This is a genomic window from Streptomyces mangrovisoli (assembly GCF_000974985.2).
Taxonomy (GTDB): Bacteria; Actinomycetota; Actinomycetes; order Streptomycetales; family Streptomycetaceae; genus Streptomyces; species Streptomyces mangrovisoli.
Genome location: NZ_LAVA02000038.1, coordinates 41500 through 67245, shown reverse-complemented (window position 1 = coordinate 67245; position 25746 = coordinate 41500). Strand labels below are relative to the sequence as shown.

General features: G+C 74.0%; 19 protein-coding genes. 4 read left to right on the top strand and 15 right to left on the bottom strand.

What is annotated here, in order from left to right; all coding sequences use genetic code 11:
* Nucleotides 1–34 precede the first annotated feature (34 nt).
* The 7 genes from WN71_RS17785 to WN71_RS17755 all read right to left on the bottom strand — a co-directional run bounded on the left by WN71_RS17785 (nucleotide 35) and on the right by WN71_RS17755 (nucleotide 9254).
* A complete protein-coding gene (locus WN71_RS17785; protein WP_046584991.1) occupies nucleotides 35–1675 on the bottom strand; it encodes a serine/threonine protein kinase in 1641 nt (546 codons plus the stop codon).
* Nucleotides 1676–2114: 439 nt separating this feature from the next.
* Nucleotides 2115–3074: a threonine/serine dehydratase family protein gene (locus WN71_RS17780; RefSeq protein WP_046585039.1), complete on the bottom strand. Its 960-nt coding sequence runs from the start codon at nucleotides 3072–3074 to the stop codon at nucleotides 2115–2117.
* Between the two features lie 353 nt (nucleotides 3075–3427).
* A complete protein-coding gene (locus tag WN71_RS17775) occupies nucleotides 3428–4462 on the bottom strand; it encodes a polyprenyl synthetase family protein (RefSeq protein ID WP_046584992.1) in 1035 nt (344 codons plus the stop codon).
* Nucleotides 4459–5682, bottom strand: a complete 1224-nt coding sequence (locus WN71_RS17770; protein ID WP_079177930.1) for a tetratricopeptide repeat protein — start codon at nucleotides 5680–5682, stop codon at nucleotides 4459–4461. Before WN71_RS17770 ends, WN71_RS17775 begins: the two co-directional genes overlap by 4 nt.
* Before the next feature lie 188 nt (nucleotides 5683–5870).
* Nucleotides 5871–6548, bottom strand: a complete 678-nt coding sequence (locus WN71_RS17765; RefSeq protein ID WP_046584993.1) for an AIM24 family protein — start codon at nucleotides 6546–6548, stop codon at nucleotides 5871–5873.
* A 92-nt stretch (nucleotides 6549–6640) separates the two neighbouring features.
* Nucleotides 6641–8026: a CAP domain-containing protein gene (locus tag WN71_RS17760; RefSeq protein ID WP_046584994.1), complete on the bottom strand. Its 1386-nt coding sequence runs from the start codon at nucleotides 8024–8026 to the stop codon at nucleotides 6641–6643.
* Between the two features lie 157 nt (nucleotides 8027–8183).
* Complete coding sequence (locus tag WN71_RS17755) at nucleotides 8184–9254, bottom strand: serine hydrolase domain-containing protein (RefSeq protein ID WP_240529688.1); 1071 nt, start codon at nucleotides 9252–9254, stop codon at nucleotides 8184–8186.
* 745 nt (nucleotides 9255–9999) lie between these two features.
* On the opposite strand from WN71_RS17755, the gene WN71_RS17750 reads away from it, so the two are divergent.
* Nucleotides 10000–11814, top strand: a complete 1815-nt coding sequence (locus WN71_RS17750; protein ID WP_240529684.1) for a M4 family metallopeptidase — start codon at nucleotides 10000–10002, stop codon at nucleotides 11812–11814.
* 110 nt (nucleotides 11815–11924) lie between these two features.
* Here WN71_RS17750 and WN71_RS17745 read toward each other — a convergent pair whose 3' ends face one another.
* The 5 genes from WN71_RS17745 to WN71_RS17725 all read right to left on the bottom strand — a co-directional run bounded on the left by WN71_RS17745 (nucleotide 11925) and on the right by WN71_RS17725 (nucleotide 19317).
* A complete protein-coding gene (locus tag WN71_RS17745) occupies nucleotides 11925–14915 on the bottom strand; it encodes an ATP-binding protein (RefSeq protein WP_046584996.1) in 2991 nt (996 codons plus the stop codon).
* A 308-nt stretch (nucleotides 14916–15223) separates the two neighbouring features.
* Nucleotides 15224–15574, bottom strand: a complete 351-nt coding sequence (locus tag WN71_RS17740; protein ID WP_046584997.1) for a UBP-type zinc finger domain-containing protein — start codon at nucleotides 15572–15574, stop codon at nucleotides 15224–15226.
* Nucleotides 15571–17031: an ATP-binding protein gene (locus WN71_RS17735; protein WP_046584998.1), complete on the bottom strand. Its 1461-nt coding sequence runs from the start codon at nucleotides 17029–17031 to the stop codon at nucleotides 15571–15573. The genes WN71_RS17740 and WN71_RS17735 overlap by 4 nt, the downstream gene beginning before the upstream one ends.
* Complete coding sequence (locus WN71_RS17730; RefSeq protein WP_046584999.1) at nucleotides 17028–18704, bottom strand: NAD(P)/FAD-dependent oxidoreductase; 1677 nt, start codon at nucleotides 18702–18704, stop codon at nucleotides 17028–17030. Before WN71_RS17730 ends, WN71_RS17735 begins: the two co-directional genes overlap by 4 nt.
* A 259-nt stretch (nucleotides 18705–18963) precedes the next feature.
* Nucleotides 18964–19317, bottom strand: coding sequence for a VOC family protein (locus tag WN71_RS17725; RefSeq protein ID WP_046585000.1), 354 nt, complete (start codon nucleotides 19315–19317; stop codon nucleotides 18964–18966).
* A gap of 60 nt (nucleotides 19318–19377) precedes the next feature.
* Between WN71_RS17725 and WN71_RS17720 the strand changes: the two genes are divergently transcribed.
* Entirely contained in the window at nucleotides 19378–20277 is a 900-nt protein-coding gene (locus WN71_RS17720) for a universal stress protein (protein ID WP_046585001.1), read from the top strand.
* 49 nt (nucleotides 20278–20326) lie between these two features.
* Here WN71_RS17720 and WN71_RS17715 read toward each other — a convergent pair whose 3' ends face one another.
* From WN71_RS17715 to WN71_RS17705, 3 genes are all read right to left on the bottom strand, one after another.
* Entirely contained in the window at nucleotides 20327–21544 is a 1218-nt protein-coding gene (locus WN71_RS17715) for a DUF4032 domain-containing protein (RefSeq protein WP_046585002.1), read from the bottom strand.
* A gap of 71 nt (nucleotides 21545–21615) precedes the next feature.
* Nucleotides 21616–22362 carry an MBL fold metallo-hydrolase gene (locus tag WN71_RS17710; protein ID WP_046585003.1) on the bottom strand — a complete coding sequence of 249 codons (747 nt, stop codon included), beginning with the start codon at nucleotides 22360–22362 and terminating at the stop codon, nucleotides 21616–21618.
* A gap of 76 nt (nucleotides 22363–22438) precedes the next feature.
* Complete coding sequence (locus WN71_RS17705) at nucleotides 22439–23065, bottom strand: alpha-ketoglutarate-dependent dioxygenase AlkB (protein WP_046585004.1); 627 nt, start codon at nucleotides 23063–23065, stop codon at nucleotides 22439–22441.
* A 152-nt stretch (nucleotides 23066–23217) separates the two neighbouring features.
* Here WN71_RS17705 and WN71_RS17700 point away from each other — a divergent pair, with 152 nt between their 5' ends.
* Both WN71_RS17700 and WN71_RS17695 read left to right on the top strand, forming a co-directional pair.
* Nucleotides 23218–23886: a TetR/AcrR family transcriptional regulator gene (locus WN71_RS17700; RefSeq protein WP_046585005.1), complete on the top strand. Its 669-nt coding sequence runs from the start codon at nucleotides 23218–23220 to the stop codon at nucleotides 23884–23886.
* Between the two features lie 124 nt (nucleotides 23887–24010).
* Nucleotides 24011–25684 carry an FAD-binding dehydrogenase gene (locus WN71_RS17695; protein WP_046585006.1) on the top strand — a complete coding sequence of 558 codons (1674 nt, stop codon included), beginning with the start codon at nucleotides 24011–24013 and terminating at the stop codon, nucleotides 25682–25684.
* The last annotated feature ends 62 nt before the right edge of the window (nucleotides 25685–25746 follow it).

The following is a 25746-nucleotide window of genomic DNA, read 5'->3' as shown; positions in this document are numbered from 1 at the left end:
CGGCGCCCCTCGAACCGCCGGACGGCACCCCCGTTCAGGCCGAGGGGCGGAAGGACGCCAGGACCGTCTTCAGCGCTCGGGCGTCGCGCAGGGCGTGCAGGTCCAGGGCCGGGACCGTCCAGCGCAGGGAGAAGCCGCGGGTGCCGGTGAGGAGGAAGCCGCGGCCGAAGGTACGGGTGCGGGACAGGCCGACGCCCTCGAACCACTGCATGTCGGCGGCCTTGTGCCCCTGGTAGGTGGTGGCGCGGATGGTGCCGATCAGCGCGAAGCCCCGGGTCTGCCGCAGGTTCGGCAGGACGTCGTCGCGCCACACCGCCACCGGGTCGGGGCCGACCTGTTGGCTGAAGGTGACCGCCAGCGTCCGGTCGTCGCCGCTCGCGCCGAACGTGACGCGATAGGCCCCGTCGGCGGACCGCTGGGTGCGCAGCCGGGTCCAGTCCTCGGGTATGTCCACCGCGAACCCCTCCGGGGCGGTGTAGCGGCGGAAGCCGAGCGGAACCGCGGTGGTCGCGGAGGCGGACGGGGACGCGGAGGCCGGCGCGGACGGGGACGCGCTCCTGCTCGCCGTGGGGGTGGGGGCGGCCGTGCGCGTCGGCGAGGGGACGGCGGTGGCGTGCCCGTCGGCGGTCTCGCCCGCGCCGGCCGCCGTCGCCGAGGCCGGGTGGCCCGTCGTACCGGAGGCCGACGACACGCCGCTGTCGGGCAGTTCGTGGGTCGCGGCGAGCACGGCGAACGCGACGGTCACGGTGGCCAGCGCGGTACCGGCGGCGAGCGCCCGGCCGCCGCGGGATCCGGCGAGGCGCACGGCGGCGGACGCGTGGACGCCGGGGCCGACGTCCTCCCGCCCGTCCGGTTCCTCCTGGGCCTCGGCCAGCACCCGGGTCAGCGCCTCGCGCACCGCCGTCCGTGTCAGCCGTTCCCGGGAGTCCTTGCGCAGCAGTCCCTGGACGGTCCGGGACAGCGGCCCGGCGCGCAGCGGGGCCCGCAGCGGCAGCCGGTCCACCGCGCGGAGCGTCGCCTCGGGCCGGCCGCGGTCCCGGAACGGCGGCCGCCCCTCGACCATCGTGTAGAGGATCGCGCCGAGCGCCCACAGGTCCGCGGCCGGCCCGATGCGCTCGTCGCGCGCCTGCTCGGGGGAGGCGTACGACGGTGCCGCCACCCGGGGCACGAGGGTGGCGCCCGCGAGGCCGAAGCCGGTCACGACGACCGGGCCCTCGTCGCGCAGGTAGATCTGACCCGGACTCAGTTCGCCGTGCGTGATGCCCTCGCCGTGCGCGGCCTCCAGCACCTCCAGCAGTTCGAGCCCGACGCGGGCCGCCCGTTCGGGCGTGAACGCGCCCTGACGTTCCAGGAGTTCGCCGAGCGGCACCCCGTCGATCCACTCCGTGACCGTCCACAGCGTGCCGCCCTCCTCGACGGCGTCGACGACGACGGCGACGCGGCCGGGCCGCAGCACGCCGAGGATCTCGTGCGTGCGCACGACGTGGGCGGTGGTCCGCTGGGCGGTGTTCCGGCCGGAGCCGTCGGGCAGATCGATCCGGGTCAGCAGCCGCGGCCGGGCGGCGTGCAGGTCCTCGGCGTACCAGACCACGCGGTTCGTCTCGCGGTGGACGACCTCGACGGGCCGGTATCTCCCGGCCACCGACTCGACCGCCGTCGCTTGCCCCTTGACCATGGTGTCTTCCCTCGCTGAAACCCGTGGCCCCCACGTTGCCCAGAAGTACGGTGCGCGAGAGGGGGATTGTTCAAAGCAAGGGAGATCCGCAGAGGTTACTTACGGGTTGCCGCCGACTTTCGTTCAATATTTACGGCCGGCCGGACGCCGATGCGCTGCGACCCGGCCACCTCGGCCGTTGTCCCGGGGTTCGGCCCGGCGTACGGCCTGGTGTACGGCCCGGCGCATGGCCTGGCGAATTCCGGCGTACGGCCTGGTGTACGGCCTGCGGGCCGCCCGCCGCGCAATTCCGGGCCCCACCTGAAGGCAACCGGAGGTAAACCGGCGGCGGGGTACGGGAAAAGTGATCGTGACGGCCGGGAAGCCGATCGCGCGGGACGGTAATCCGTGGTCCCGCTGCGGAGAACGCGACCACGGAATAGCGGTGTCGACGATTTCGTCAGCTCAATCCGAACCGCTCCGCCCAGTCCCGCACGTCCCCGGTCGTCACATTGCCCCCGCACACCACCAGACCGATCCGGGCGCCGTCACCGACCCGCTCCCGCACCAGCCGGGCCGCGGGCAGCAGACAGCCGGCCGCCGGCTCGGCCCACACCTTGGCGTGCTCGGCGAGGTCGAGGCAGCCGCGCACGGCCTCCCGGTCCGGGACCACGAGCACGTCCTCCACGAGGGCGGCCACATGGTCGTAGGTCAGTTGTGACACGGACGGGGCGCTGAGCGTGGTCACCACCGACGACAGCGGGACGGGCCGCGGTCCGCCCGCCGCCAGCGCCCGCGACATGGCCTCGGCGCCCTCCGTCTCCACGCCCCAGATCCGCAACCCCGGACGGCGGGCCCGCAGGGCGGCCGCCACCCCGGCGATCAGGCCCCCGCCGCCGATGCTGACGATTACGTCGGTCAACGGACCGGCGTCCTCGGCCAGTTCGAGCCCCACCGTGCCCTGGGCCGCGGCCACGACCGGGTCGTCGAAGGGGTGGACGAGGGTGAGCCCCTCGTCCCGCAACGTCGTCACCAGCCGGAACGCGCTGTCCATGTCGTCCGTCAGTCGCAGCGAGGCGCCCGCCTCCTCGGCGAGGCGGATCGAGCGCGCGGGCGCCGTGCGCGGCATGATCACCGTGGCCTTGACGTCGAGCGCCGCGGCCATCTCGGCGAGGGCGATCCCGTGGTTGCCGCCGCTGACCGCGACCACGCCGGCCGCCCGTTCGGCCTCGCTCAGCGAGAGCAGCTTCGCGGTCGCCCCGCGCGCCTTGAACGAGCCGGTGCGCTGGAGCAGTTCGAGCTTGACGGTGACCGGCACGCCGAGCAGGTCCGTCAGGCCGGGGCTGGGCAGCGTGGGCGTGCGCAGGACGTGTCCGGAGATGCGGGCGGCGGCCGCCTCGATGTCCGTGACCCCGATCAGCCCGGCCGTGCCGTGCTCGTCGTTCCCGTCGCCCTTGCCGCTGGTCCCGGTCTTGCCGTTCGCGCCGATCACGGCGGTCACCCTTCCGGCGCGGGGGAGGACAGTACGCGCCCTCGCCACCCTGACCTGCGAAGTCCGCGGGGGTCAAGCCGCGCCCCGCCAGGGTGAGCGGCCTGCGGGTATGGGTGGGTTGGTCGCGCAGTTCCCCGCGCCCCTTCAGGGGGCTCGGGCGCGGCCCACCCAGGGGCGCGGGGAACTGCGCGACCGGCCCCCCGCACCCGCGGACCGCAGGCCCGGCCCGCAGGGCCGTCTCGCGCCCGTCCGCCGGCCGGAGCCGCGTCCGGTCGGCCCGGTCAGTGCGCGCGGTGCAGCAGCTGCCCCACCAGCCCGCGCAGCTCCGCCACCGGTCCCGGCGGCGACGGCAGGGCGTCCAGCGCGGCCGCCACCGCCTCGGTGTGCTCGCGGGCCGCCGTCAGAGCCGCCGCCCGCCCGCCGGCCTCCTCGATCAGCGCGGCCGCCCCGGCGGGGTCCGCCCCGGACTCCAGCAGCGCCGCGATCCGCCGCGCGCCGGGGCCGGGGGAGGCGAGGGCGGCCAGCACGGGGTAGGTCTTCTTCCGCTCCCGCAGATCGCCGTGCACGGGTTTGCCGGTCAGCGACGGGTCTCCCCAGATGCCGAGCACGTCGTCCACCAGCTGGAAGGCGACGCCCAGATCGCGCCCGGCCCGGTCCAGGGCGGCCACCACCGGGGCCGGGGCCCCGCCGAGCGCGGCGCCCAGCGCGGCCGAACAGCCCAGCAGGGCACCGGTCTTGTGCTCCGCCATCACCCGGTACTCCGCGGGCCGCACCCGCCGCGGACCGGTCCACGGGCGCCCGGCGAACACCAGATCGTCGGCCTGCCCGCGCACCAGGTCGGTCAGGGCCGCCGACAGCCGCCGCACGCCGTGGGTGCCGCCCGGCTCGGCGGCCAGCGTCTCCACCGCGAGCGCGAAGAGGGCGTCGCCCGCGAGCACGGCGGGCCCGGTGCCGTACGCCCGCCAGGCGGTGGGACGGCCGCGCCGCAGCGCGTCGCCGTCCATGACGTCGTCGTGCAGCAGCGAGAACGTGTGCACCAGTTCGACGGCGACGGCCGCGGTCACCCCGGCCCGCGCGGGCGCACCGGCCGCCTCGGCGCCCAGTAAGGCGAGCGCCTGCCGTACGCCCTTGCCGCCGCCCGTGTCCGCGGGCGCGCCGCCCACCTCGCACCAGCCGAAGGAGTACGCGGCCATCTCGGCCACCCAGGGATGCAGCCGCCCGACCGCCTCCTCCAGCGCGGGCCGCACCGACGCGGCGCAGCGGGCGAGGAGCCGGTCCGGGGGCGCCACCGGCAGCGCGGAGGGAAGCACGGTCATCGGACGACCTCCGGGCTCTGAACTGCCTCCGCCTCGAGGATGCGGCCGTCCTGGGGGGTGCGGCCGTCCGCGGGGGTGCGGCCGTCCGTGAGGGTGCGGCCGTCTTCGGGGGGCCGGGTGGGCTCCGGCGTCCGCGCGGCCCCCGGCGTCCGGACGGGCCCGGGGACACGGGCCGCCTCCGACGCCAAGTGCGGTGCGTCGATACCGAGTTCCGTCCGGGCCCGGGCGACCATCTCGCCCGCGTGCCGCAGCCCGATCCGCTCCAACTCCGTGGCCAGGTCCGCCAGTTCCGCTGCCGTCTCGGCGCGGTCGCGGCCCAGCCGGGCCAGTGACTTGGCGAGCCCGAGCCGCGCCAGCGCCTGCCCCCGCGGCTCGCTCATCGCGCGGAACTCCTCCAGCGCGCGGGCGTACAGCTCCCGCGCCTCGGCGTAACGGCCCGCCCGGTACAGCACGTTGCCGCGCATCTTGTGGTTGTAGGCCAGCGCGCTGGACAGGTTCATCGCCCGGCATGTCGCCTCCGCCTCCGACAGCAGCTCCAGCGCCCGCTCGGTGTTCCCGTCGCGCGCGGAGAGCACGTCGGCCAGTCCGCGCAGCGCCCACGCGTGTCCGCGCCGGTCCTCGGCCCGCGCCGCGGTCTGCGCGGCCTCCTCGAACAGCGCGTACGCGGTGTCGTAGGAGCCGGTGTTGCGGTGGATCTGCGCGATGCCCTCCAGCGCCCACACCGTGTGCCGCGCCTCGCCGCGCCTGCGGGCCTCGGCGAGCAACTGCTCGTGCAGCCGGGCCACGGCCGCGTAGTCCCCCTGGATGCGGCCCGTCTCGGCGAGCCCCGCCAGCGAGTAGCCCCGCGCCACGATGTCCCCGCCGCGCTCGCCCAGTTCGGCCGCGAGCGCCAGCAGCCGCCGGGCCAGCGGGAAGGCACCGCGCTGGCGAGCGAGGGTGCCGCCGCTCCACAGCGCCCACGCCATCGCGCCCGTGTCGCCGGCCTCCCGCGCGGCGCGGTAGCTCGCCTTCCAGGCCCGGTCCGCCTCCCCGACCCTGCCCAGGCGCCGGTGCGCCTCGGCGACGGCGAGCCCGCAGCGGGCCGCCTCGTCGGGGCGTCCGTCCTGTTCGGCGGCGCGCAACCGCTCGGTGCCCGCGGCGAGTACGTCGACGAGGGAGGAGTTCACGGACAGGGTGCTGAGGGCGCCCTGGTACTCCGGGGCGAATGCTTTGCCGTACATGAAGACCCTTCTGTGCGCGGAGCGAGCGCGCGCTGATAAGCACGTCGTGTATACGCGCTGTGTATACATGCAGTGCATAGTGCGTCGGAAATCAGCCCCGGCTCACAGGAGCCGGGGCTTCGTCTGTTGTCGATCAAGACGTGGTTTCCGCCCTCGGGGTTGCCTGTGCGACCCGGATCACGTCCGCGTCAATGCTGCTGCACCTTCTGCGGAGTGGCCTCGCTCGGGCGCACCACCACGAAACCCTCGCCCTGGAGCATCAGTTGCACCGCTTCGCCCGAACCGCCGCGCAGCATCGAGCCGATGGACTGCGAGCGGTGCAACGAGGTCTGGAGATGCGCCGTCCAGCCGACCACCGCGTCGGTGTCGACGTACACCGGATACTGCGGCGAGACGGGTATCACCAGCGGATTGCCCTCGCACACCAGGCCCAGCCGGCCCTGGCCGGTGAACACGCTGTTGAACAGGCCGCCGCCCGCCATGCCCGAGCCCTTCACCGTCTTGATCTGATACGACAACGAGGCGTCGAAGCACAGCACGTTGCGGCCGTTGACGGTGAACTCGTCGCCGGGATCGACGTCGACGATGAAGCAGTTCTGCGCCTCGTGCGCGAACCACGCCTCGCCCTGGCCGCGCACCGCCATCAGCGGCAGCCCCTCCCCGGTCACCGCGCGCTTGAGCATTCCGCCCACGCCCTGGCCCTTGCGCTCGAACTGGAGGTTGCCCCGAAAGGCGATCATCGCGCCCTGCCGGGCCACCATCTCGCCGTTCACCGCGTACTTGATGCACTTGGCGTTCTCGACGGACATGCCCGCAACGGTCGCGGGCTGCACCATGTGCTCCTGGGAAAACAGATCACCCTTCATGCGGGCATCCTGGCCCGGAGCAGGTGGTTCCGCCAAGATCGGGGCCCGCCACCGTGCCGACGGCCGAATGCCGCCCCTTCGCCGAACGGCGCTCAGCCGCCGAAGAGTTGCGTCCAGTACGTGCCCGACCGACCGCCTCCGGCGAACCCGACGCCGATGTGCGTGAAGTCGCCCTTCAGGATGTTGTCGCGGTGCGCGGGGCTGTTCATCCAGCCCTCCACCACCTCGGCGGCCGACCGCTGGCCGCACGCGATGTTCTCGCCGACGGTGCGCATCCGGGACCCCGCCGCGGCCGCCCGGTCCCAGGGCTGGGAGCCGTCGGGCGAGGTGTGCGCGTAGAAGTCGCGGGCCACCATGTCCGCGCTGTGCGCCTGTGCGGCGGCCGTCAGCCGGGCGTCCACGGACAGCGCGCGCAGCCCGGCCGCGGCCCGCTCCCGGTTGGTGAGGGCGACCACGTCCGCCGTCGTCCGCGCCAGGCCGTCGGGGGTCAGCGGGGTCGCCCACAGCGCCGTCCAGAACATGTCCCCGGAACGGCCCTCGCGCGCGAACCCGAGCCCGGTGTGGGTGAAGGTCGGGTCCTCCAGGGTGCGGCGGGCCTGCCCGGTGCGCAGACAGTAGTCGACGAACTCGGCCGGGTCGCGGGGGCCGGAGACCAGGTGCTCGCCCACGGTCAGATACGTGTATCCCGCGGCCGTCACCCGCTGGTGCAAGGATCTGCCGTCGCGGCCCTCGCCGCCCAGACGCCCCGCCTCGGCCATCGCGCGGGCGTGCGCGCGGGCCGCGTCGGCGAGCCGGGCGTCGAGCGCGACCGGGGGCGAACCGGCCCGCGCGCGGGCCGGGTTGACCAGACCGAGGAAGCCGTCCGGGTCGGCGGAGGGAGGGCCGAACGGTCGCGGGGGAGCCGGGGCTGGGGAGGACAGCTCCTGCCTCAGCCCCGAGGTGGCGGAGGACACCACCGGCGAGGGCGAGGGCGCCCGCGATGGCGACGGCGCCTGCGGGTCGTCGGTCACGTCCACGCCGAAGTCCCGGGCCAGGCCCGCGAGTCCGTCCGCGTACCCCTGGCCCAGCGCGCGCAGCTTCCAGCCGGGGCCGCGCCGGTACAGCTCCGCGAGCAGCAGCACGGTCTCGCGTTCGGGGCGCGGCGGGGAGAAGGCGGCTATCGCGCGGCCCGCCGGATCGGTGACCCGCAGCGTGGGCGGGGGCAGCCGGTGCAGCGGGGTGCCGGGGGCGGCGGCGCTGACCACCACGGTGACCCGCGCGGCCCCGGCACGCAGCCGCGCGGGGTCGACCGACAGCACGCCGTCGCGCAGCCGGGCGCCGGGCGCGGCCGGCTGGTTGTAGAAGACGAAGTCCGCGTCCGTGCCGACCTTGCCGCCCTCGTCGGTGATCAGCGCCGACACGTCGAACGGGCCGGTCACGCGCAGGGTCAGCGGTCCGGCCGGCAGGGGGAGATTGCCTCCGGGCACCAGCTCGCTCATGACACCTCCCTCGCCGTGGTGGGGATCGTCCGGAGAACGCGCGGGCGCGGCAGGCGGTTCCCGCACCTGCCGCGCCCCGAGGACCGCCTTCAGGGCCGGGGGGCCGCCCTCGGCGCCCGAAAGGCCACGCGTACGCCCCCGGAGGCCATGATCACCCTCAGCCCCGGCTCCCGCAGAACGCCGCCTCCAGCGTCCGGCCCAGCGCGGTGAGCACGGCGCCGTTGTTGGACGTGTTCGCCAGCGCGGTGAGGCTGCGGCGGCCGTCCTTCGTGGTGAAGGCGTACGTGTAGTAGCCCTGGACGGCGCCCGTGTGGCCGTAGACCTGTGCGCCGCACGAGAGGGTGCGGCGCCGGAATCCCAGTCCGTACGCCGTCGTGGCGTTCACCCGCTCCCAGTGCTCCATCTGCTTCAACTGCGCGGCGGAGGTGAGCTGTCCGCGGGCGAGCGCCGAGAGGAAGGTGTTCAGGTCGCGGGTGCTGGAGATGATGGCGCCCGCGCTCTGCGCCCACGACACCGTCTGGTCGGTCGCGTCGACGAGCGCGGCGCCCGACCGGTCCGGGGTGAGGTAGCCATGTGCGTGCCGGCCGGGGACGGTCGTGGCCGGGTGGACGTAGAAGGTGTCCGTCAGCCGCAGCGGCTTGAAGATGCGGTTCTCGTACTCCGTGCGCACGGAGTGGCCGGTCAGCTTCTCGATGAGCATCCCGGCCACGACGAAGTTGGTGTTGGAGTAGGAGTAGGCCGCGCCGGGCGCGTTGGTGCGGGGCTCGCGCAGGGACAGGTTCACCAACTGCCGGTAGGTGAACACCTTGTCGCGCACCGACTCGAAACCGGCGACCGAGTCGGAGAACAGCTCGTCGGTGTAGTCGTGCAGCCCGCTGCGGTGGCTGAGCACGTGCCGGACCGTGATCCCGCGGTCGGGCAGCAGGCCCGGCAGGTAGTGGTCGACGGAGGCGTCCAGGTCCAGCCGGTGGGCGTCGGCGAGTTGCAGCAGGACGACCGTGGAGAAGGTCTTGGTGACGCTGCCGATGCGGAACCGGTCGGAGCTGCTGATCGCGCGGTGGGTGGCGAGGTCGGCCAGGCCGCGGGCCGCGGTGTGGACGGTGCCGCCGTCGTCGATGCGGGCCATCGCGCCGGGCGCGCCCTTGGCGAGCACCGCGTCCAGATCGGCGCGCAGGGCGGCGGTGTTCGGGGCGGGCAGGGCGGCGGCCGCGGCGCCGGGACCGGACACGGCCGTCGAGGAGTCGGCCGTCGAGGGGCGGTTCGTGGCGGACGCGGACGCGGACTCGGACTCGGACTCGGACTCGGGCGCGGAAGCGGACCCGGGCGCCAGGTGTCCGCGGTTCGCCGTCAGGGCCGTCACCGCCCCGAGCCGTACACCGGGCGTGGTGGGCGGCTGCGGTGCCGTGTGCGCGGGGGCGGCCGAGGCGACCGGGGTGGCGAGGAGGGACAGCAGGACCGCTCCCGCCAGCGCGCCACCGAGGCGGCCCCGCCCGATTCCGTCGAAGCGGCCCCGTCCGTTTCCGTCGAGGCCGCCCCGTCCGTCTGCGCCGACGCGGTCCCGTCCGTCTGCGTCGACGCGGTCCCTTCCGTCTCCGTCGGCCGGTCTTCTCAGGGACACCCTCGTGCTGGACGCCGTGCTCTGGACCATCCGGTTCCTTCTCCCGTCCATGTGTGCGAGATGGGTCACATCGCCGCCGGGCAACCGGCTCGCGCTCCGTCACATCTCCCCGGGCGGCGCACAGTTGGTCACCCGCTGATCACCGTGCGGCGTGAATGCGCAAAGTATTGCGACGAAAGCGAAGAAAAGCGACTAACCGGGCTTTACATGTCCATGATTAGTCCGCAAGGGTTCTCCCCACGGGGCCCGACCAGCCCCGATGGCACCCAACGGCGCCATGTCCCAGGGCGGTTGGTGATCCCGGCCGCCTGTGAACGAAGGACCCTGATCAGTGCGTAGAGCGCACATACGCAGCTTGGCGGTCGCCGTCGCCGTGACGACCGCCGCGACCGGACTGGCGGGCACCGCCTTCGCCGGGCCGGCCACGGGGGCAGGCCACGGCGCGTCGTCCACCGCCGCCACGGCGGCCACCGTCGTCTCCGCCGCCCGCGCCGCCGCCTTCGCCCACGCGGCGGCCACCGGTGTCGTGCAGGGCGACGAACTCCACCCCCACGACGTCATGATCGACCCGGAGGGCGCCCGGCACGTCCGGTTCGTCCGTACCCACGAGGGTCTGCCGGTCCTCGGCGGCGATCTCGTCGTCCACCTCGACCGCGACCTCGCCTACACCGGCGTCACCCGCGCGGCCGACCACACCGTCCGGCCCGCCACCACCCGGGCGAAGCTCACCGCCCGGCAGGCCGAGGACAAGGCCGCCGCCGTCGCCCAGGGCGACGCGGGCAGCGCGCACCTGGTCGTGGACGCCCGCGACGGCGGCGCCGCGCTCGCCTACCAGGTGCCGGTCACCGACAGCGACACCACCGAGGGCAACGCCTCCCGGACGGTCGTCGTCGACGCCACCACCGGCGAGGTCCGCAGCAACACCCCCGACAACGACGAGTTCCTCTCGCCCCGTGTGCTCGACACCCTGCGCCGACGCGGCGAGACGATCGACCCCGAGACGGGCTCCGCGAGCGCCGGGGACTCCACGGGCGCCGCCGCGCAGTCGCTCGCCGCGCAGTCACTTGCCGCGCCCTCCGCCGCCCGCGCCGCCGCGCACTACCCGGCTCCCGCGGCGGGCACCGGCAAGTCGCTCTTCGTGGGCACGGTGCCGCTCACCACCACCCGTATGGCCCGCACCCGCTACCAGCTGAAGGACCCGAGCCACTACGGCACCGAGACCCGGGACGCCAAGGGGCAGTACACGGAGTCCTTCGCGGACGGCAAGAAGCTCACGAGCACGAGCAACAAGTGGGGCACGGGCACCGTCGGCGACCGTTCCAGCGCCGCCGTCGACGCCCAGTACGGCGTCGTCAAGACCCTGGACTTCTACAAGAAGACCTTCGGGCGCAAGGGCATCAGGAACAACGGCAAGGCCGCCCGCGCGATGGTCCACTGGGGCAAGAAGATCGCCAACGCGATGTGGGACCCGGCCTGCGGCTGCATGCTCTACGGCGACGGAGACGGCCGCCACTTCAAGAAGCCGCTCGTCGTCCTCGACGTCACGGGCCACGAACTCACCCACGGAGTCGTCGACGCGACCGCGGGCCTGGAGCCCACCCGGGTCGACGAGGACGGCCTCCAGTACGGCGAGCCGGGCGCGCTCAACGAGTCGCTCGCCGACGTCTTCGGCTCCGACGTCGAGTTCTCCGCCAACAACCCCAAGAACCCGCCGAACTACCTCATCGGCGAGAAGCTCGGGCTGTCGCAGAAGTTCCTGCGCCGCCTCGACCACCCCTCGCTCGACCGTATGGAGCACACGGTCGACTACTGGTCGCCGCAGCTGTACGACACCGAGGTGCACGCCGGTTCCGGTGTCTCCTCGCACGCGTTCTACCTCCTCGCCGAGGGCAGCGGGAAGAAGACCATCGGGAGCTTCACCTACGACTCGCCCACCTACGACGGCGCCACGGTGACCGGCATCGGCCGCGCCAAGGCCACGGCGATCTTCTACCGGGCCCTCACCCGCTACATGGTCTCCACGACCGACTTCCACGACGCGCGCCTCGCGACGCTGAAGGCGGCCGGGGACCTGTACGGGGCGGACAGCGCCGAGTACCGCACGGTGGACCAGGCGTGGGCGGCGGTCGACGTGACGGAGGCGAACACGCCGGCGGCGCACACGCGTTGACGCGCCGCCGTGCCGACCTACGCGCCCGGCGGCCCGGGCATCCCCGGGCCGCCGGGCCGTGTCACCTCGGTCACCGTGCCGCGCCACGTCGGCTGCCCGATCGCGGCGCGTCAGTCGCCCGGTGCCGGCTCCGGCGTCGCCGGTCCCTCGCGGTACGGGATCAGCCCCTCGCGGTAGGCGATCGCCACCGCCTCCGTGCGGCCCGCGGCGCCGAGTTTCGCGAGGATGTTGGAGACGTGCACGCTCGCCGTCTTGCCGCTGATGTACAGCTCCTCGCCGATCCGGCGGTTGCTGCGCCCGAGGGCCAGCAGCCGCAGCACCTCCTGCTCGCGGGCGGTGAGCACCGGACCGCTCCGGTCGGCCGCCGCGGTGTCGCCGAGGCGGCCGCGGCGGATCAGGGCGTCCACCCGCGCCAGCAGCCGGATCGCGCCGAGCCGGGCGGCCGCCTCGCGGGTCTCGCGCGCCTGGGCCGCCGCCTCCGCCTTGCGGTCGGCCGTCAACAGGGCCTCGGCGAAGCGCAGTCGGCAGCGCGCCTGCTCGTACCCGTCGCCGTAGTCGAAGCTCTGCACCGCCTTCTCCCACGCCGCCGCGTCGGTCCCGGACACCGCGCGGGTCCACTCCGCCTCCGCGCGCGCCAGCCAGGCCAGTCCCTCGGGCCCCTGCGGGCGGCCGCCCCCGTCCCGGCCGGCCGTCGCCCGCGCCAGCTCCACCAGTTCGGTGGCCCGCGCGGTCCACTCCGCCACCCCCGCCGTGTCGCCCGCCAGGCGCAGGTCCCCGGCGCGGTCGGCCACCGCGGACAGGGCGAGCGCCGCCAGCCGGATCGACAGGTCGGGGCGGCGGCCCGACTCGTCGGTGAGCGCCTCGACCGTCGTACGCGTGCGGGCCACGGCCGCCTCGGCGTCGCCGCGCAGGGCCGCCGCGTCGGTCAGCACGATGCCCGCCACCATCGTGGCCATCCAGTCGAACGGGCCCTGCAGCAGGGCTTGGGCGCGCTGCTCGGCGGCGGCCTCGTCGCCGCGCGCCAGCGCCACGCACAGCGCCGGTCCCACCGTGTAGCCGACGGCCAGGGGCAGCGCCTCGGCGTCCTCGGCGGCCGTGCGCACGCACTCGTCCCAGCGGCCCAGCGTGTACAGCGCCAGCAGCCGGACGTAGCGCATCTCCATCGGGTACGGCGAGGAGGCCAGGCCCGCCCGACGGGCCCGGTCCAGCCCCTCGGTGAGCCACGGCAGGCACTCCGTCAGCTCCCCCGACTCGAACCAGCCCACGGCGAGGTTGTACAGGGCGCGCAGCTCCACCGGCGCGTTGCCCGCGCGGTGGGCCAGTTCGCGGGCCTCGTGCAGGCGCGCCCGGCCCGCCGGTGTGCGCCGCCCGCCGCCCTCCAGACCGGCCAGCGAGATCAGCAGGTCGGCCTGCGCGTCGAGCACGCCCAGGCGCTCGGCGACGCCCAGCGCCTCCCGGGCCACGCGCAGCGCGGTCGCGTCCTCGCCGACCTGACGCGCCGCGAGGACATGGGTGGCCGCCGCCCACAGCCAGGTCCGGGACGGCGGCTCGGCGGGGATCATCGCCAGCGCCTCGCTGCTGTACGCGAACGCGGCCTTCAGACTGTCCACGCCGATCAGGTTGCCCGCCAGCGTGTACCGCACCCGGGCGGCGAGTTCGGCGTCCGTGTCACGGCCGGTGCCCGCGAGCGCGGCGCGGGTCAGGGAGACCGCGCGATGCGGCAGCCCGGTGTGCGCGGCGGCCGCCGACGCGCGCAGCATGAGCGCGACCCGGCCCGCGCCCTCGCCGGCGGGGCGGGCTGCGGGGTCGACGGAGGTCCACAGGTCGAGGGCGGCCTCCAGGTGCCGCAGTTCCTCGGCGGGCGCGCCCACCCGCTGGGCGTGGCCGGCCGCCTCCAGGGACGCGGCGAGCGCCTCCGGCAGATCGTGGCTCTCGCGGTAGTGGTGGGCGCGCTCGGCCGCGTTCTCCGGGCGCCCGCCGTGGTCCGCGAGCAGCCGCGCGAAGGTGCCGTGCAGCCGGGACCGCTCGCCGGGCAGCAGGTCCGCGTAGACCGCCTCGCGGGCGAGGGCGTGCCGGAACGCGTACGTGTCGCCGTCGCCCGGGACCAGCAGCCGGCGCCCCACGGCTTCGCGTAGCGCGGTCTCCAGCTCGTCCTCGGGCAGTCCGACCGCGGCGCGCAGCAGGTCGTGCTCCACCCGCCGGCCCGCGACGGCCGCGGTGCGCAGCACCTGCTGGGCGGTGTCGGTGAGCTGCTCGAAGCGGATGAGCAGGACGTCCGCGAGGCCGCTGGGCACGCCGCCCGCCTCGGCGTCGGTGGCGGCGAGCAGTTCCTCGGCGTAGAAGGCGTTGCCCTCGGCGCGCTCCACGATCCGGCGCACCGTCGCCTCGGGCAGCGGGCCCTGGCGCAGCGACCGCACCAGCCGGGCGACCTCCGGGTCGGGCAGCGGGCGCAGTTCCAGGCGCTCCACCGCGGGCAGCCGCACCAGTTCCGCGAGCAGGGGGCGCAGCGGGTGGCGGCGGTGCAGGTCGTCGGCCCGGTAGGAGGCGAACAGGGCGAGCCGGTGCGCCGGCCCGCCGCCCGCCGGGCGTTGCAGCACACCCCGGCTGAGCAGGAACCGCAGCAGGTCCCGCGAGGACTGATCGGCCCAGTGCAGATCCTCGATCACGAGCAGCAGCGGGGTGACGGCGGCGACGTCGGCGAGGAGTCCGGCGACGGCTTCGAAGAGCCGCAGCCGTCCGTCGCCGTCCCGGACCGGCTCCGTACCCGCGCCCGCGCCGAGCAGCCGGCCGGCCGCCGGATGCGCCGCGCAGAGCTTCGCGAACCGCTCGTCGGCGGCGAGCACGCCGAGGATCTCGGTGAACGGCAGATACGGCAGGCCCACGTCGCCGAGGTCGACGCAGTGCCCGGTGAGCACGGTCGCGCCGCCCCGGGAGGCCCGCTCGGCCAGCTCCCCGAGCAGCCGGCTCTTGCCGACCCCGGCGTCCCCCGCGACCAGCACGGCCCGCGCCTCGCCGTCCCGTACGCGCCGCAGCACACCTGCGAGAAGGGCGACTTCGTCGTCCCGGCCGACAAGGGGCGAAGTGAGAGAGACCTGCGACACGCCTCCATCCTGGCATGCCCCCCTGACATTCCCGCCTCCGCCTTTCCACCTGGCCGGTGGAGGCTGAGCGCGCACGGCTGGACGGCGCCCCCGTCAGGGGCGCGGGGAACTGCGCGAGCAACCACGACGGGCCCGCAGGGGCGAGCAGACCGTGTATTTCGACCGCCGGGTCGGTGGGGGCTGGTCGCGCAGTTCCCCGCGCCCCTAGGCGCGCACGGGTGGACCGGCGTCCCGATGGGGGCGCGGGGAACTGCGCGAACGGCCACGACGCACCCGCACGGTGCATCCCGCCCGGACAGGTGCCGAACCTAGCGGAGCGTCTGGGCCCAGTTGGCCGGCACCCGCCCCGCCGGCCCCGGCGCCGGCTGATCCGCCGGATGGCTCACCGGTGGCGCCAACTCCGGCCCCGATTCGTACAGTTCGTCGGTCTCGTAGTTCCAGAACCACTGCTCACCCGGCTCGTAGCTCCGGATGAGCGGGTGGCCGGTGTCGCGATGGTGCGCGGTGGCGTGCTTCGCGGGCGAGTCGTCGCAGCACCCGATGTGGCCGCACTCGGCGCACCGGCGCAGGTGGAACCACCAGCCGCCCGCGGCCTCGCACTCCACACAGCCCGTGCCGCTCGGCGGCACCGCAGGGTCGATTCCGTTCTGGCTGGTCATACGGGCTCCTCGGGGGCCGGGTCGGGTTCCGCGGGCGTGAGCGGCAGCAGCACCTGGAAGCGGGTGTCGCCCGGCACCGACTCCACCTGGAGGGTGCCGTGGTGCTTGTTGACGACGATCCGCCAGGAGATGTCCAGGCCGAGCCCCGTGCCCTCGCCGACGGGCTTGGTGGTGAAGAACGGGTCGAAGATGCGGTCACGGATCTCCGGTGCCACCCCGGGGCCGGTGTCGCCGAACTCGACCAGCAGATGCTCGTTCTCGCGCGCGGTCCGCACGGTCAACGTGCCGTGCCCCTCGGTGCCGTTCATGGCGGCGACCGCGTTGTCGATCAGGTTGGTCCACACCTGGTTGAGCTCCGCCGGGTAGGCGGGGACGTTCGGCAGCGTACGGTCGTAGTCCTTGACGACCGTGATCCGCGGGCCGATCTTCGCGGACAGCATCAGCAGTGTGCTGTCGAGGAGTTCGTGCACGTCCGCGACGCGGTAGGGCGCCCGGTCGAGCTGGGAGTACTGCTTGGCCGCGTCGACGAGATGCGAGATGCGGGTGGTGGAGTCCTCGATCTCGTTCATCAACAGCTCGGTCTCGACCGTGTAGTTGAGCCAGCCGACCGCGTTCGGCAGGATCTCCTCGTCGACCGTCGCTGCGACCTGCTCCAGCCAGTCGATGTCCAGACCGGCCTGCACGAACGTCGGCGCGAGCTGCCAGCCCTGGTCCATGCCGCGGTCCTCCAGCCAGTCGGTGAGCGCGTCCTCCCGGTCGGCGGTCTCCAGCGGGCTGAGCGCGGGCGCCTTGGCCACCAGCTCGGCCGTGCGCTCCTGGATCTCGATCAGCCCCTTCAACGCCTCGGGGGAGAACGGCGCTTCGGAGATGACGGCCAGCTTGTGCCGCATCTTCGCGACCCGCTCGCGCAGCGACGCGGTGGCCCGGACGGCAGCGGCCGCCGGGTTGTTCAGCTCGTGGGTCAGGCCCGCCGACAACGAGCCGAGCGCCAGCAGCCGTTCCCGCTGCCCGATCGCCGCCTGCGTGCTCTTCGACCCGAAGAACAGCCCCTCCAGCAGATGCACGGCCATCGGGAACCACTCGCTCATGACCCGCGCGAACGTGTCGGCCGGCAGCACGAAGAACCGCGACGGCTCGGTCACCCGCATCGAGTTGTTGTAGGCCTGCCGCACCCGGTCCCCGAGGTAGGCCTGCATGGCGCCCGCGTACACCCCGCGCTGCGAGGTCCGTGTGACCTCGACGTCGTCACCGCCGACCCGCCGCGACAGCACCACCGTGCCCTCGACCATCACGTAGAAGCAGGTCGCGGGTTCGCCCTCGGTGTAGACGGGCCCCGGCTCGAACCGCTCCACCCGGCCCTCGCTGCACAAGGTGCCGAGCTGGTCGGCGGAGAGCTTCTCGAACAGGAACAGCGAGCCGATCTCCGCCGGGCTGCACGGCATCACCTGCCCGCTCACGACTGCTCCAGATACCGGTGGACGAGCATCACGGCCATGGCTCCCTCTCCCACTGCGGAGGCGACGCGTTTCGCGGACTCGGCGCGCGCGTCGCCCGCCACGAACACGCCGGGCACATTGGTCTCCAGGTGGTACGGCGGCCGGTCCAGCTCCCAGCCCGCGGGCGGCCGGCCCTCGGCGGCCAGATCGGGCCCGGACAGGATGAACCCGCGCGCGTCGCGCAGCACGGTGCCGTCCAGCCAGTCGGTCAGCGGGGCGGCGCCGATGAACACGAACATCCACTGCGCGTCCACGAGTTCGGTCTCACCCGACTCGGTGTGACGCAGTGTCAGCTGCTCCAGATGGTCGGAGCCGTGCGCGGACTCCACCACCGTGCGGGTGCGCACCGAGATGTTGGGCGCCTCCTCGATCTGCTGGATCAGGTAGTGCGACATCGACGCCGACAGGTCGCCGCCACGGACCAGCAGCGTCACCGACTTGGCGCCCTTGGCCAGGTACATCGCGGCCTGGCCCGCGGAGTTGGCGCCGCCCACGATGTACACGTCCTGGCCCTGGCAGGAGGACGCCTCGGTGAGCGCGGAGCCGTAGTACACCCCGCAGCCGGTGAGGTCGGTGCAGCCCGCGGCCGTCAACTGCCGGTACTGCACGCCGGTCGCGAGGATCACGCTGTGCGCGGCGACCTCGGAGCCGTCGGTGAACCGCACCACCCGCGCCGCGCCGTTGACCTCCAGAGCGCTGACCTCTCGGGCGGTGAGGATCTCGGCGCCGAACTTCGTCGCCTGCCGCCGGGCCCGGCCGGTGAGCTGCGCGCCGGAGACCCCGTCGGGGAAGCCGAGGTAGTTCTCGATCCGGGAGCTCTGCCCGGCCTGCCCGCCGGTCGCCGACCGCTCCACCAGCACCGTGCGCAGCCCCTCCGACGCCCCGTACACGGCCGCGCCGAGCCCCGCCGGTCCGCCGCCGATCACCACGAGGTCGTAGAAGTCCGCCGTGGGTGTCGTCGCCAGGCCCACATGGGCGGCGAGGTCCGGCGCCTCGGGCTCCACGAGCGGCGTGCCGTCCGGGGTGATCACCAGCGGCAGCCGCTGTCCGTCCTGCCCGGCCGCGCTCAGCAGCCGCTGCCCCTCCGGTTCCTCCACGGAGTACCAGCGGTAGGGCACCTGGTTGCGCGCGAGGAACTCCCGCACGTCCGAGGAGCGCGCCGACCAGCGGTGCCCGACGACCTTCGTGGTCGGCACCGCGTGGTAGTCGCTGCCCCGCCACGCCTCCAGCAGATCGTCCAGGACCGGGTAGAGCTTCTCCTCGGGCGGGTCCCACGGCTTGAGCAGATAGTGGTCGAGATCGACGACGTTGATCGCGTCGATCGCCGCGTTGGTGTCCGCGTACGCGGTGAGCAGCACGCGCCGCGCCCCCGGATACACGTCCAGGGCCTGTTCCAGGAACTCGATGCCGTTCATCTGCGGCATCCGGTAGTCGGCGAGGATCACCGCGACCAGATCACCGCGCAGCTTCAGCTCGCGCAGCGTCTCGAGGCCGGACTCGCCGGACTCCGCGCGCACGATCCGGTAGGACTCGCCGTAGCGCCGCCGCAGGTCCCGGGCGACCGCACGGGAGACCCCCGGGTCGTCGTCCACGGTCATGATGACGGTCCGCGCCGAATCGGCGGCCTGTGCCATACGTCTCCCACCCCGAGCGGTCGGGTCAAGGGCACGGCGTCCCCGTCGTCGCCGCGCCGGTTCAGGCCATCGTATGTTCGATCGCCCTGCTTCGCTCGGATATGCGACAGCCGGTGATCAGCAGTGCCGCGGGTGATCAGCAGTGCCGCGGGTGATCAGCAGCGCCGCGGGTGATCAGCAGCGCCGCGGGTGATCTGCCGCGCCGTCGCCGGTGATCAGCCCTGCCGCCCTCGAAAGTCTGCCGCGTCCGCGCCGGTGATCAGGCGCGCCGTGACGACAGCACGCAGAACTCGTTGCCCTCCGGATCCGCCAGCACCACCCAGGTCTCGTCGCCCTGGCCCACGTCCGCGGGGCGGGCGCCCAGGGTGAGCAGCCGGGCGACCTCCGCCGCCTGGTCGTCGGGGCGGAAGTCCAGGTGGAGGCGGTTCTTGCCGGTCTTCTTCTCCGGGACGTCCGCGAAGAGCAGTCCGGGCAGCCGGTCGGGTGCGGGCCGGATCTCGAACTCGTCGGGGTCGTCGTTCACCACCACCCAGCCGAGCGCCTCCGCCCACCAGCGCCCGAGGGCCACCGGGTCGGCGGCGTCGACGATCACCTGCTCCCATTCCAAGGCCATGCCCGCAGCGTAGTGAAGACTGGGCCGCGGCACACGACGACCACTGCGGAAGGCCCCTCCATGACGCGCCCGATCACGGCAGGCATCGACGGCTCGGACGAGAGCCGGGCCGCGCTGGCCTGGGCCGCCCGGGAGGCCGTACGCCGTGATCTGCCGCTGCGGGTGGTGCACGTCTGGCGCCACGAGCGGCACGAGGCGTTCGGCGCCGACGGCCCGGACGGCCGCGAGCGTCCGGGCGGCCGCGAGGACCAGGCGCGCTGGGTGCGCGAAGGGGTCGCGGCGGCGGTCCGGGAGATCACCGAGCGGCACCCGGCGCTGGAGGTCGCCACCGAGGTGATCGAGGGCGACCCCGTCGACCTGCTCGTCCCGGCCGCGCGGGACGCCGAGATGCTGGCCCTGGGCTCGCGCGGACACGGTGCCGTGGTCGGCTTCCTGCTGGGGTCGGTCGGACAGCAGGTGATCGCCGGGGCGGAGCGTCCGGTGGTGCTGGTGCGCGCCGACGACGCGCCCTCCGCCGAGGCGGCGGGCCGCGAGGTCGTCGTCGGCCAGCAGGGCGAGCCCGACGACAGCGCGGCCGCGCTCCGGTTCGCCTTCGAGGCGGCCGCCGCCCGGCGCGCCACCTTGCGGGTCGTGCGCGCCTGGAGCCTGCCGCCCGTCTTCGCCTACAGTCCCGGCTCGCTGAAGCTGCTCGACGACGCCGGCGGCCTCGAACCCTTCGAGCGCAAGGCGCTCGCCGCGGCGGTGGCACCGTGGCGGGAGCGGTTCCCGGACGTGCCGGTGGTCGAGCACATCGAGCTGGGCAGCGCGGGCCAGGTGCTGCTCGAACTGGCCGGGCACGCCCAGCTGATGGTCGTGGGCCGGCGCGCGCGCCGGACCGCGGTGGGCGCCCGCATAGGGTCGGCGGCGCACGGGGTGCTGCACCACGCGGCGTGCCCGGTGGCGGTCGTACCGCACGAGTGAACGCGGCCGGGCGGGCGCACGCGACTCCGAGGGGCAGGCTGTCGCCGCCTCACTCCGGTCCCGTCGGCTCCAGGGTCTCGCGCGCCTTCGGCAGGATGTTCTCGATGTAGTCCTGGACCGCCGTGTCCAGCCCGATGTCGTGCTGCGCCCGCTCGGACAGGTACCAGCGGTGCTCCAGCAGCTCGTGGTAGATCTCGGCCGCGTCCATGGAGCCGCGCAGCTCGGCCGGGACCGCCCGCACGGTCGGCCGGAACACGTCCCGCACCCACCGGTGGGCCAGGACCTCCGGGCGGGCGTCGCGGTCGTCCTGGGTGGCCATCCAGCTCTCCAGGTCGTTCAGCAGCCGCCGGGCCTGGTTCTCCTCGGCGTCCAGGCCGGTCAGCCGGAGCAGCTGGCGCTGGTGGTGGCCGGCGTCGACGACCTTCGGCACGAAGGTGACCGTGTCGCCGTGCGAGGAGTGGTCGATCTGCATCTCGGCGACGTCGAAGCCGAGGTCGTTCAGCCGGCGAATCCGGCGCTCCATGTAGTGGTGCTTGCCCGCCGGATAGACGGACGTACGGGTCAGCTCCTGCCACAGGGAGCCGTAGCGGGCGCAGATCTCCGTGCCGAACTCGATCGGGTCGACGGAGGGGTGCAGCGCCCCGGACGCCTCCAGGTCGAGCAGCTCGCCGCTGATGTTCACCCGCGCCAGGTCGAGGTCGTACTCGCGCTGCCCGGTGCTGAGCCGTGGGTGCAGTTCCCCGGTCTCCGCGTCGACGAGGTAGGCGGCGTAGGCGCCCGCGTCGCGCCGGAACAGGGTGTTGGACAGGGAGCAGTCGCCCCACGCGAACCCGGCGAGGTGCAGCCGCACGAGGAGCACGGCCAGCGCGTCCATCAGCCGGTGCATCGTCGCCGGGCGCAGCGTCGTCTCGAACATGGAGCGGTACGGCATGGAGCCGCCGAGGTGCCGGGTGATCAGCGCCGGTTCCAGCGGCTCGCCCGCGGCGTCGACCCGCCCGGTGACGACGGCCAGCGCGTCGACGGCCGGGATGCCGAGCCGGTCCAGGTCCCGCAGCAGTCCGTACTCGCGCACCGCGGGCCGCTCGGCCAGCTCCTTGACCGCGATGACCTCGTCGCCCGCGCGTGCGTATCGCACGACGTGCCGCGAGATGCCCCGCGGGAGCGGGACCAGATGCTTCTCCGGCCACCGCTCCAGCGGTATGTCCCACGGCAGTTCGAGCAGGAGCACGGGGTGCTCGGCATTGGTGGCGCTGATGTGCAAGGCCATGGGTGAAGCCTAAGTCCCGTCGGGGGAGCGGTGATCGGCCGCGTCCCCCGGCGCTGCGCCTGCCGGTGCGCTCAGTTGGCCCGGTCGCGGGCCAACCCGGCCGCCTCGCGGACCGATCCGCGGTGGACCGGTCCGTGGCCGGGCAGCAGCAGATCCCCGTCGAGCCGCTCGATGGTGTCCAACGAGCCCAGCGCGCGCTCGCGTTCGTGGTGGAACATGCCGTGCAGCAGCTGCGGTCCCGCGAGCCGCGAGGTCGCGTGACCGCTGACCAGCGCGTCGCCGGAGACCACCGCGCCGATCGCGGGGAGGTGGAACACGGCGTGCCCGCTGGTGTGTCCGGGGGTGTGCACGGGCACGGGCCGGCCGGGCAGGTCGAGCGGGCCGTCGGCCGCGAACGCCTCCGGGGCCGCGACGGGGTGTTGTTCGGTGCCGCCGACGCTCATGACGTGCCGCACCCACGACAGCACGCCCGGCCGCCACGCCTGCCGCAGCACCTGGCCCACGGACACCTGCTGGAGGAACTCCCGGCGCGCGTGCGGGACTTCGGCCTCGTGGAGCTGGACGGGGGTCCCGTAGGTGGTGCGCAGATGCTCGGCGGAGCCGAGGTGGTCGTTGTGGGCGTGCGTGATGAGCACGGCGGTGACCGCCTCGGGCGCGGCGCCCACCTCGGCCAGCGAGGCGAGCAGCCGTTCGCGGTCGCCGGGATAGCCGGTATCGATCAGGGTGACGTCGTCCCCGTCCTTGAGGATCACCCAGTTGGTGTGGCTGCCGTGCACCAGATAGGTGTCGTCCGCGACCTGCTGTACGTCCGCCTGCATGATCTCCCCGCCCGCTTGTCGGCTGCACGTCGGGGGACAGCAAAGCAGACCGCCCGGGGCCGGGCGCGGGGTGGGCTCACTGCACGCCGTGCGGCCGGAACTGCACGCTGATGCGCGGCCCCGCGCCCCGCGCGGTCTTCGGCACACAGTGTTCCCACGTGCGCTGGCAGGAGCCGCCCATCACGATGAGGTCGCCGTGGCCCAGCGGCCGCCGTACGGCGGGGCCGCCGCCCACCGGCCGCAGCAGCAGGTCGCGCGGGGCGCCCACGGAGAGGATCGCGACCATCGTGTCCTCGCGGGCGCCGCGCCCGATGCGGTCGCCGTGCCAGGCCACGCTGTCCCGCCCGTCGCGGTAATAGCAGAGCCCGGCCGTGGTGAAGGGCTCGCCCAGCTCGTCGGCGTAGTGCCGGGAGAGCGCCTCACGGGCGGCCGGGAGCACGGGGTGCGGCAGCGGGTCCCCGGCGCCGTAGGAGGCCAGCAGGCGCGGCACGTCGACGACGTGGTCGTACATCGTGCGGCGTTCGGCGCGCCACGGGACCTCGGCGGCCAGCTGTTCGAACAGCGGGTCGGAGCCGGCCAGCCAGCCCGGCAGCACGTCGATCCACGCGCCCGCGCCCAGCTCGGTGCGGCGGACGCCGTCGAGGGGGCCGAGCCGCAGCCGGTCCGTCTGGTCGAAGAGGGAGCCCTGGAGGTGCGTGGTCATGCGTCCAGCGTAACCCCGTAATCGAAAATCTGTTCCCTTTTGCTTCGCGCGGTGTGGATACCGCTCCCGAGGGGCTTCCGGAGCCTTTCGATACACCGGTGTATCCGATACATTCGCGTATCCGACGAGGCGGCGGAGGATGGGACCGGACGATGGCGGTGGACGCGACGCACCCGGCGAGCGCGGGCGAGGCGGCAGCGGCGACGCCGGGGCGCGTCACCAAGCGGCGCGTCCGTACCCGCGCCAAGCTGCTCGACGCCGCCTTCGACGTCTTCGCCGCCAAGGGCTTCGGGAGGGTCTCCATCGAGGAGGTCTGCGAGGCCGCCGGCTACAGCAGAGGCGCCTTCTACTCCAACTTCGCCACCCTGGACGAGCTGTTCTTCGCCCTCTACCGGCAGCGGGCCGACGTGATCGCCGAGCAGGTGGCCGGGGCGCTCGCCCTGGACGGCCCCGACCTGGACGTGCCTGCCGCCGTCGACCGGGTCACCGAGGTGCTCCTGCTCGACCTCGACTGGCTGCTGGTGAAGACCGACTTCCTGGTGCACGCCGCGCGCGACCCGGAGATCGCCCGGACCCTGCTGGAGCACCGCTCCCGGCTGCGGGGCGCGATCGCCGAGCGGCTCGGCCGGGCCCAGGGGCACACCGCGCTGCCCGCCGTGTTCGGCGGCGCCGACGGGGCGGCGCACGCCGTGATCGCCGCCTACGACGGCGTCACCACCCAGCTGCTCCTCGACAAGGACGTGGAGCGCGCCCGCGCCTGGCTGGGACAACTGCTGACCGCGCTGCTCACCGAGGGCGCGCGCACGGACACCGGGCACTGATCGCGATCACGCGGATCGAGCAGTCGAGCCGCCGAGCAATCAAGCAATCGAGTCATCAAGCAATCGAGTCATCGGGCAATCGGGTCATCGAGCCATCAAGGACCGAGGAAGGGAAAGGGTCGTCATGGACGCGGACGTCATCGTCGTCGGAGCGGGCCTCGCCGGGCTGGTCGCGGCGCACGAACTCACCAGCCGGGGCAAGCGGGTCGCCCTGGTCGAGCAGGAGAACGCCCAGAACCTGGGCGGCCAGGCGTTCTGGTCCTTCGGCGGGCTGTTCCTCGTCGACTCGCCGGAGCAGCGGCGCCTCGGCATCAAGGACTCGCTGGAACTGGCCTGGAACGACTGGCAGGGCAGCGCGCAGTTCGACCGTCTGGACGACGAGGACTCCTGGGGTTCGCGCTGGGCCCGCGCCTACGTCGAGTGGGCGGCCGGCGAGAAGCGCTCCTGGCTCACCGGCCACGGCATCTCGCTGCTTCCGACCGTCGGTTGGGCCGAGCGCGGCGACCTGCGCGCGGACGGCCACGGCAACTCCGTGCCCCGCTTCCACATCGCCTGGGGCACCGGAACCGGCGTCGTCGAGCCGTTCGTGAACCACGCCCGGCAGGCCGAACAGGACGGCCTGCTGACCTTCCACCACCGCCACCGCGTCGACGGACTCGTCGTCCAGGACGGCGTCGCGTGCGGCGTGCGCGGCACGTTGCTCGCCGCCGACGACTCCCCGCGCGGCGTCTCCTCCAACCGCGAGGAGGCCGGCGAGTTCGAGCTGACCGCGCAGGCCGTGATCGTGACCTCCGGCGGCATCGGCGCCAACCACGACATCGTGCGCCGCTACTGGCCCGAACGGCTCGGCACCCCGCCCGCGGAGATGGTCACGGGCGTGCCCGCCTACGTCGACGGGCGCATGCTCGACATCAGCGCCGAGGCCGGCGCCCGGCTGGTCAACCGCGACCGCATGTGGCACTACACCGAGGGCATCCAGAACTGGGACCCCATCTGGCCCGGCCACGGCATCCGCATCCTGCCCGGCCCGTCCTCGCTCTGGTTCGACGCGCTCGGCCGCCGCCTGCCCGACCCGTGCCTGCCCGGCTACGACACCCTCGGCACCCTCAAGCACCTGCGCACCACCGAGGACATCGCGGGCTTCGACCACTCCTGGTTCATCCTCACCCGCAAGATCGTGGAGAAGGAGTTCGCGTTGTCGGGCTCCGAGCAGAACCCGGACATCACCGCCAAGGACCGCCGGGCCGTGCTGCGCAGCCGCCTGCTCGGCAAGGGCGCGCCGGAGCCGGTGCAGGCGTTCCTGCGCAACGGGGCCGACTTCGTCGTCGCCGACACCCTGGAGAAGCTCGTCGAGAAGATGAACGGGCTGACCGACAAGCCGCTCCTCGACGCGGAGGCGCTGCGCCGTCAGATCGAGGCCCGCGACCTCCAGATGGAGAACCCGTACAGCAAGGACTCCCAGGTCCAGGGCATCCGCAACGCCCGCCGCTACATCGGCGACCGGCTCGGCCGGGTCGCGAGCCCGCACCGCATCCTGGACCCGGAGGCCGGCCCGCTGATCGGCGTCAAGCTGCACGTCCTGACCCGCAAGACGCTCGGCGGCATCCAGACCGACCTCGACGCGCGCGCCCTCGGTGCCGACGGCACGCCGATCGAGGGGCTGTACGCGGCCGGTGAGGTGGCCGGCTTCGGCGGCGGCGGCGTGCACGGCTACAACGCGCTGGAGGGCACGTTCCTCGGCGGCTGCCTCTTCTCGGGCCGCGCGGCGGGCCGGGCGGCGGCACGGCAGGTCGGCTGAGCGCCGCCGCACGTCGGCCGCCCGTGACCGCAGGGCGGCTCAGCGCCGCCACACCTCGGCTG

Bases quoted from the DNA above. Each gene is read 5' to 3' on its own strand.
- WN71_RS17710 (WP_046585003.1), bottom strand. From the start codon at position 22,362: ATGCAGGCGGACGTACAGCAGGTCGCGGACGACACCTATCTGGTGCAC.
- WN71_RS17775 (WP_046584992.1), bottom strand. From the start codon at position 4,462: ATGACCGTGCTTCCCTCCGCGCTGCCGGTGGCGCCCCCGGACCGGCTC.
- WN71_RS17705 (WP_046585004.1), bottom strand. From the start codon at position 23,065: ATGACCACGCACCTCCAGGGCTCCCTCTTCGACCAGACGGACCGGCTG.
- WN71_RS17720 (WP_046585001.1), top strand. From the start codon at position 19,378: ATGACGCGCCCGATCACGGCAGGCATCGACGGCTCGGACGAGAGCCGG.
- WN71_RS17725 (WP_046585000.1), bottom strand. From the start codon at position 19,317: ATGGCCTTGGAATGGGAGCAGGTGATCGTCGACGCCGCCGACCCGGTG.
- WN71_RS17760 (WP_046584994.1), bottom strand. From the start codon at position 8,026: ATGAGCGAGCTGGTGCCCGGAGGCAATCTCCCCCTGCCGGCCGGACCG.
- WN71_RS17700 (WP_046585005.1), top strand. From the start codon at position 23,218: ATGGCGGTGGACGCGACGCACCCGGCGAGCGCGGGCGAGGCGGCAGCG.
- WN71_RS17765 (WP_046584993.1), bottom strand. From the start codon at position 6,548: ATGAAGGGTGATCTGTTTTCCCAGGAGCACATGGTGCAGCCCGCGACC.
- WN71_RS17770 (WP_079177930.1), bottom strand. From the start codon at position 5,682: ATGTACGGCAAAGCATTCGCCCCGGAGTACCAGGGCGCCCTCAGCACC.
- WN71_RS17715 (WP_046585002.1), bottom strand. From the start codon at position 21,544: ATGGCCTTGCACATCAGCGCCACCAATGCCGAGCACCCCGTGCTCCTG.
- WN71_RS17730 (WP_046584999.1), bottom strand. From the start codon at position 18,704: ATGGCACAGGCCGCCGATTCGGCGCGGACCGTCATCATGACCGTGGAC.
- WN71_RS17740 (WP_046584997.1), bottom strand. From the start codon at position 15,574: ATGACCAGCCAGAACGGAATCGACCCTGCGGTGCCGCCGAGCGGCACG.
- WN71_RS17695 (WP_046585006.1), top strand. From the start codon at position 24,011: ATGGACGCGGACGTCATCGTCGTCGGAGCGGGCCTCGCCGGGCTGGTC.
- WN71_RS17785 (WP_046584991.1), bottom strand. From the start codon at position 1,675: ATGGTCAAGGGGCAAGCGACGGCGGTCGAGTCGGTGGCCGGGAGATAC.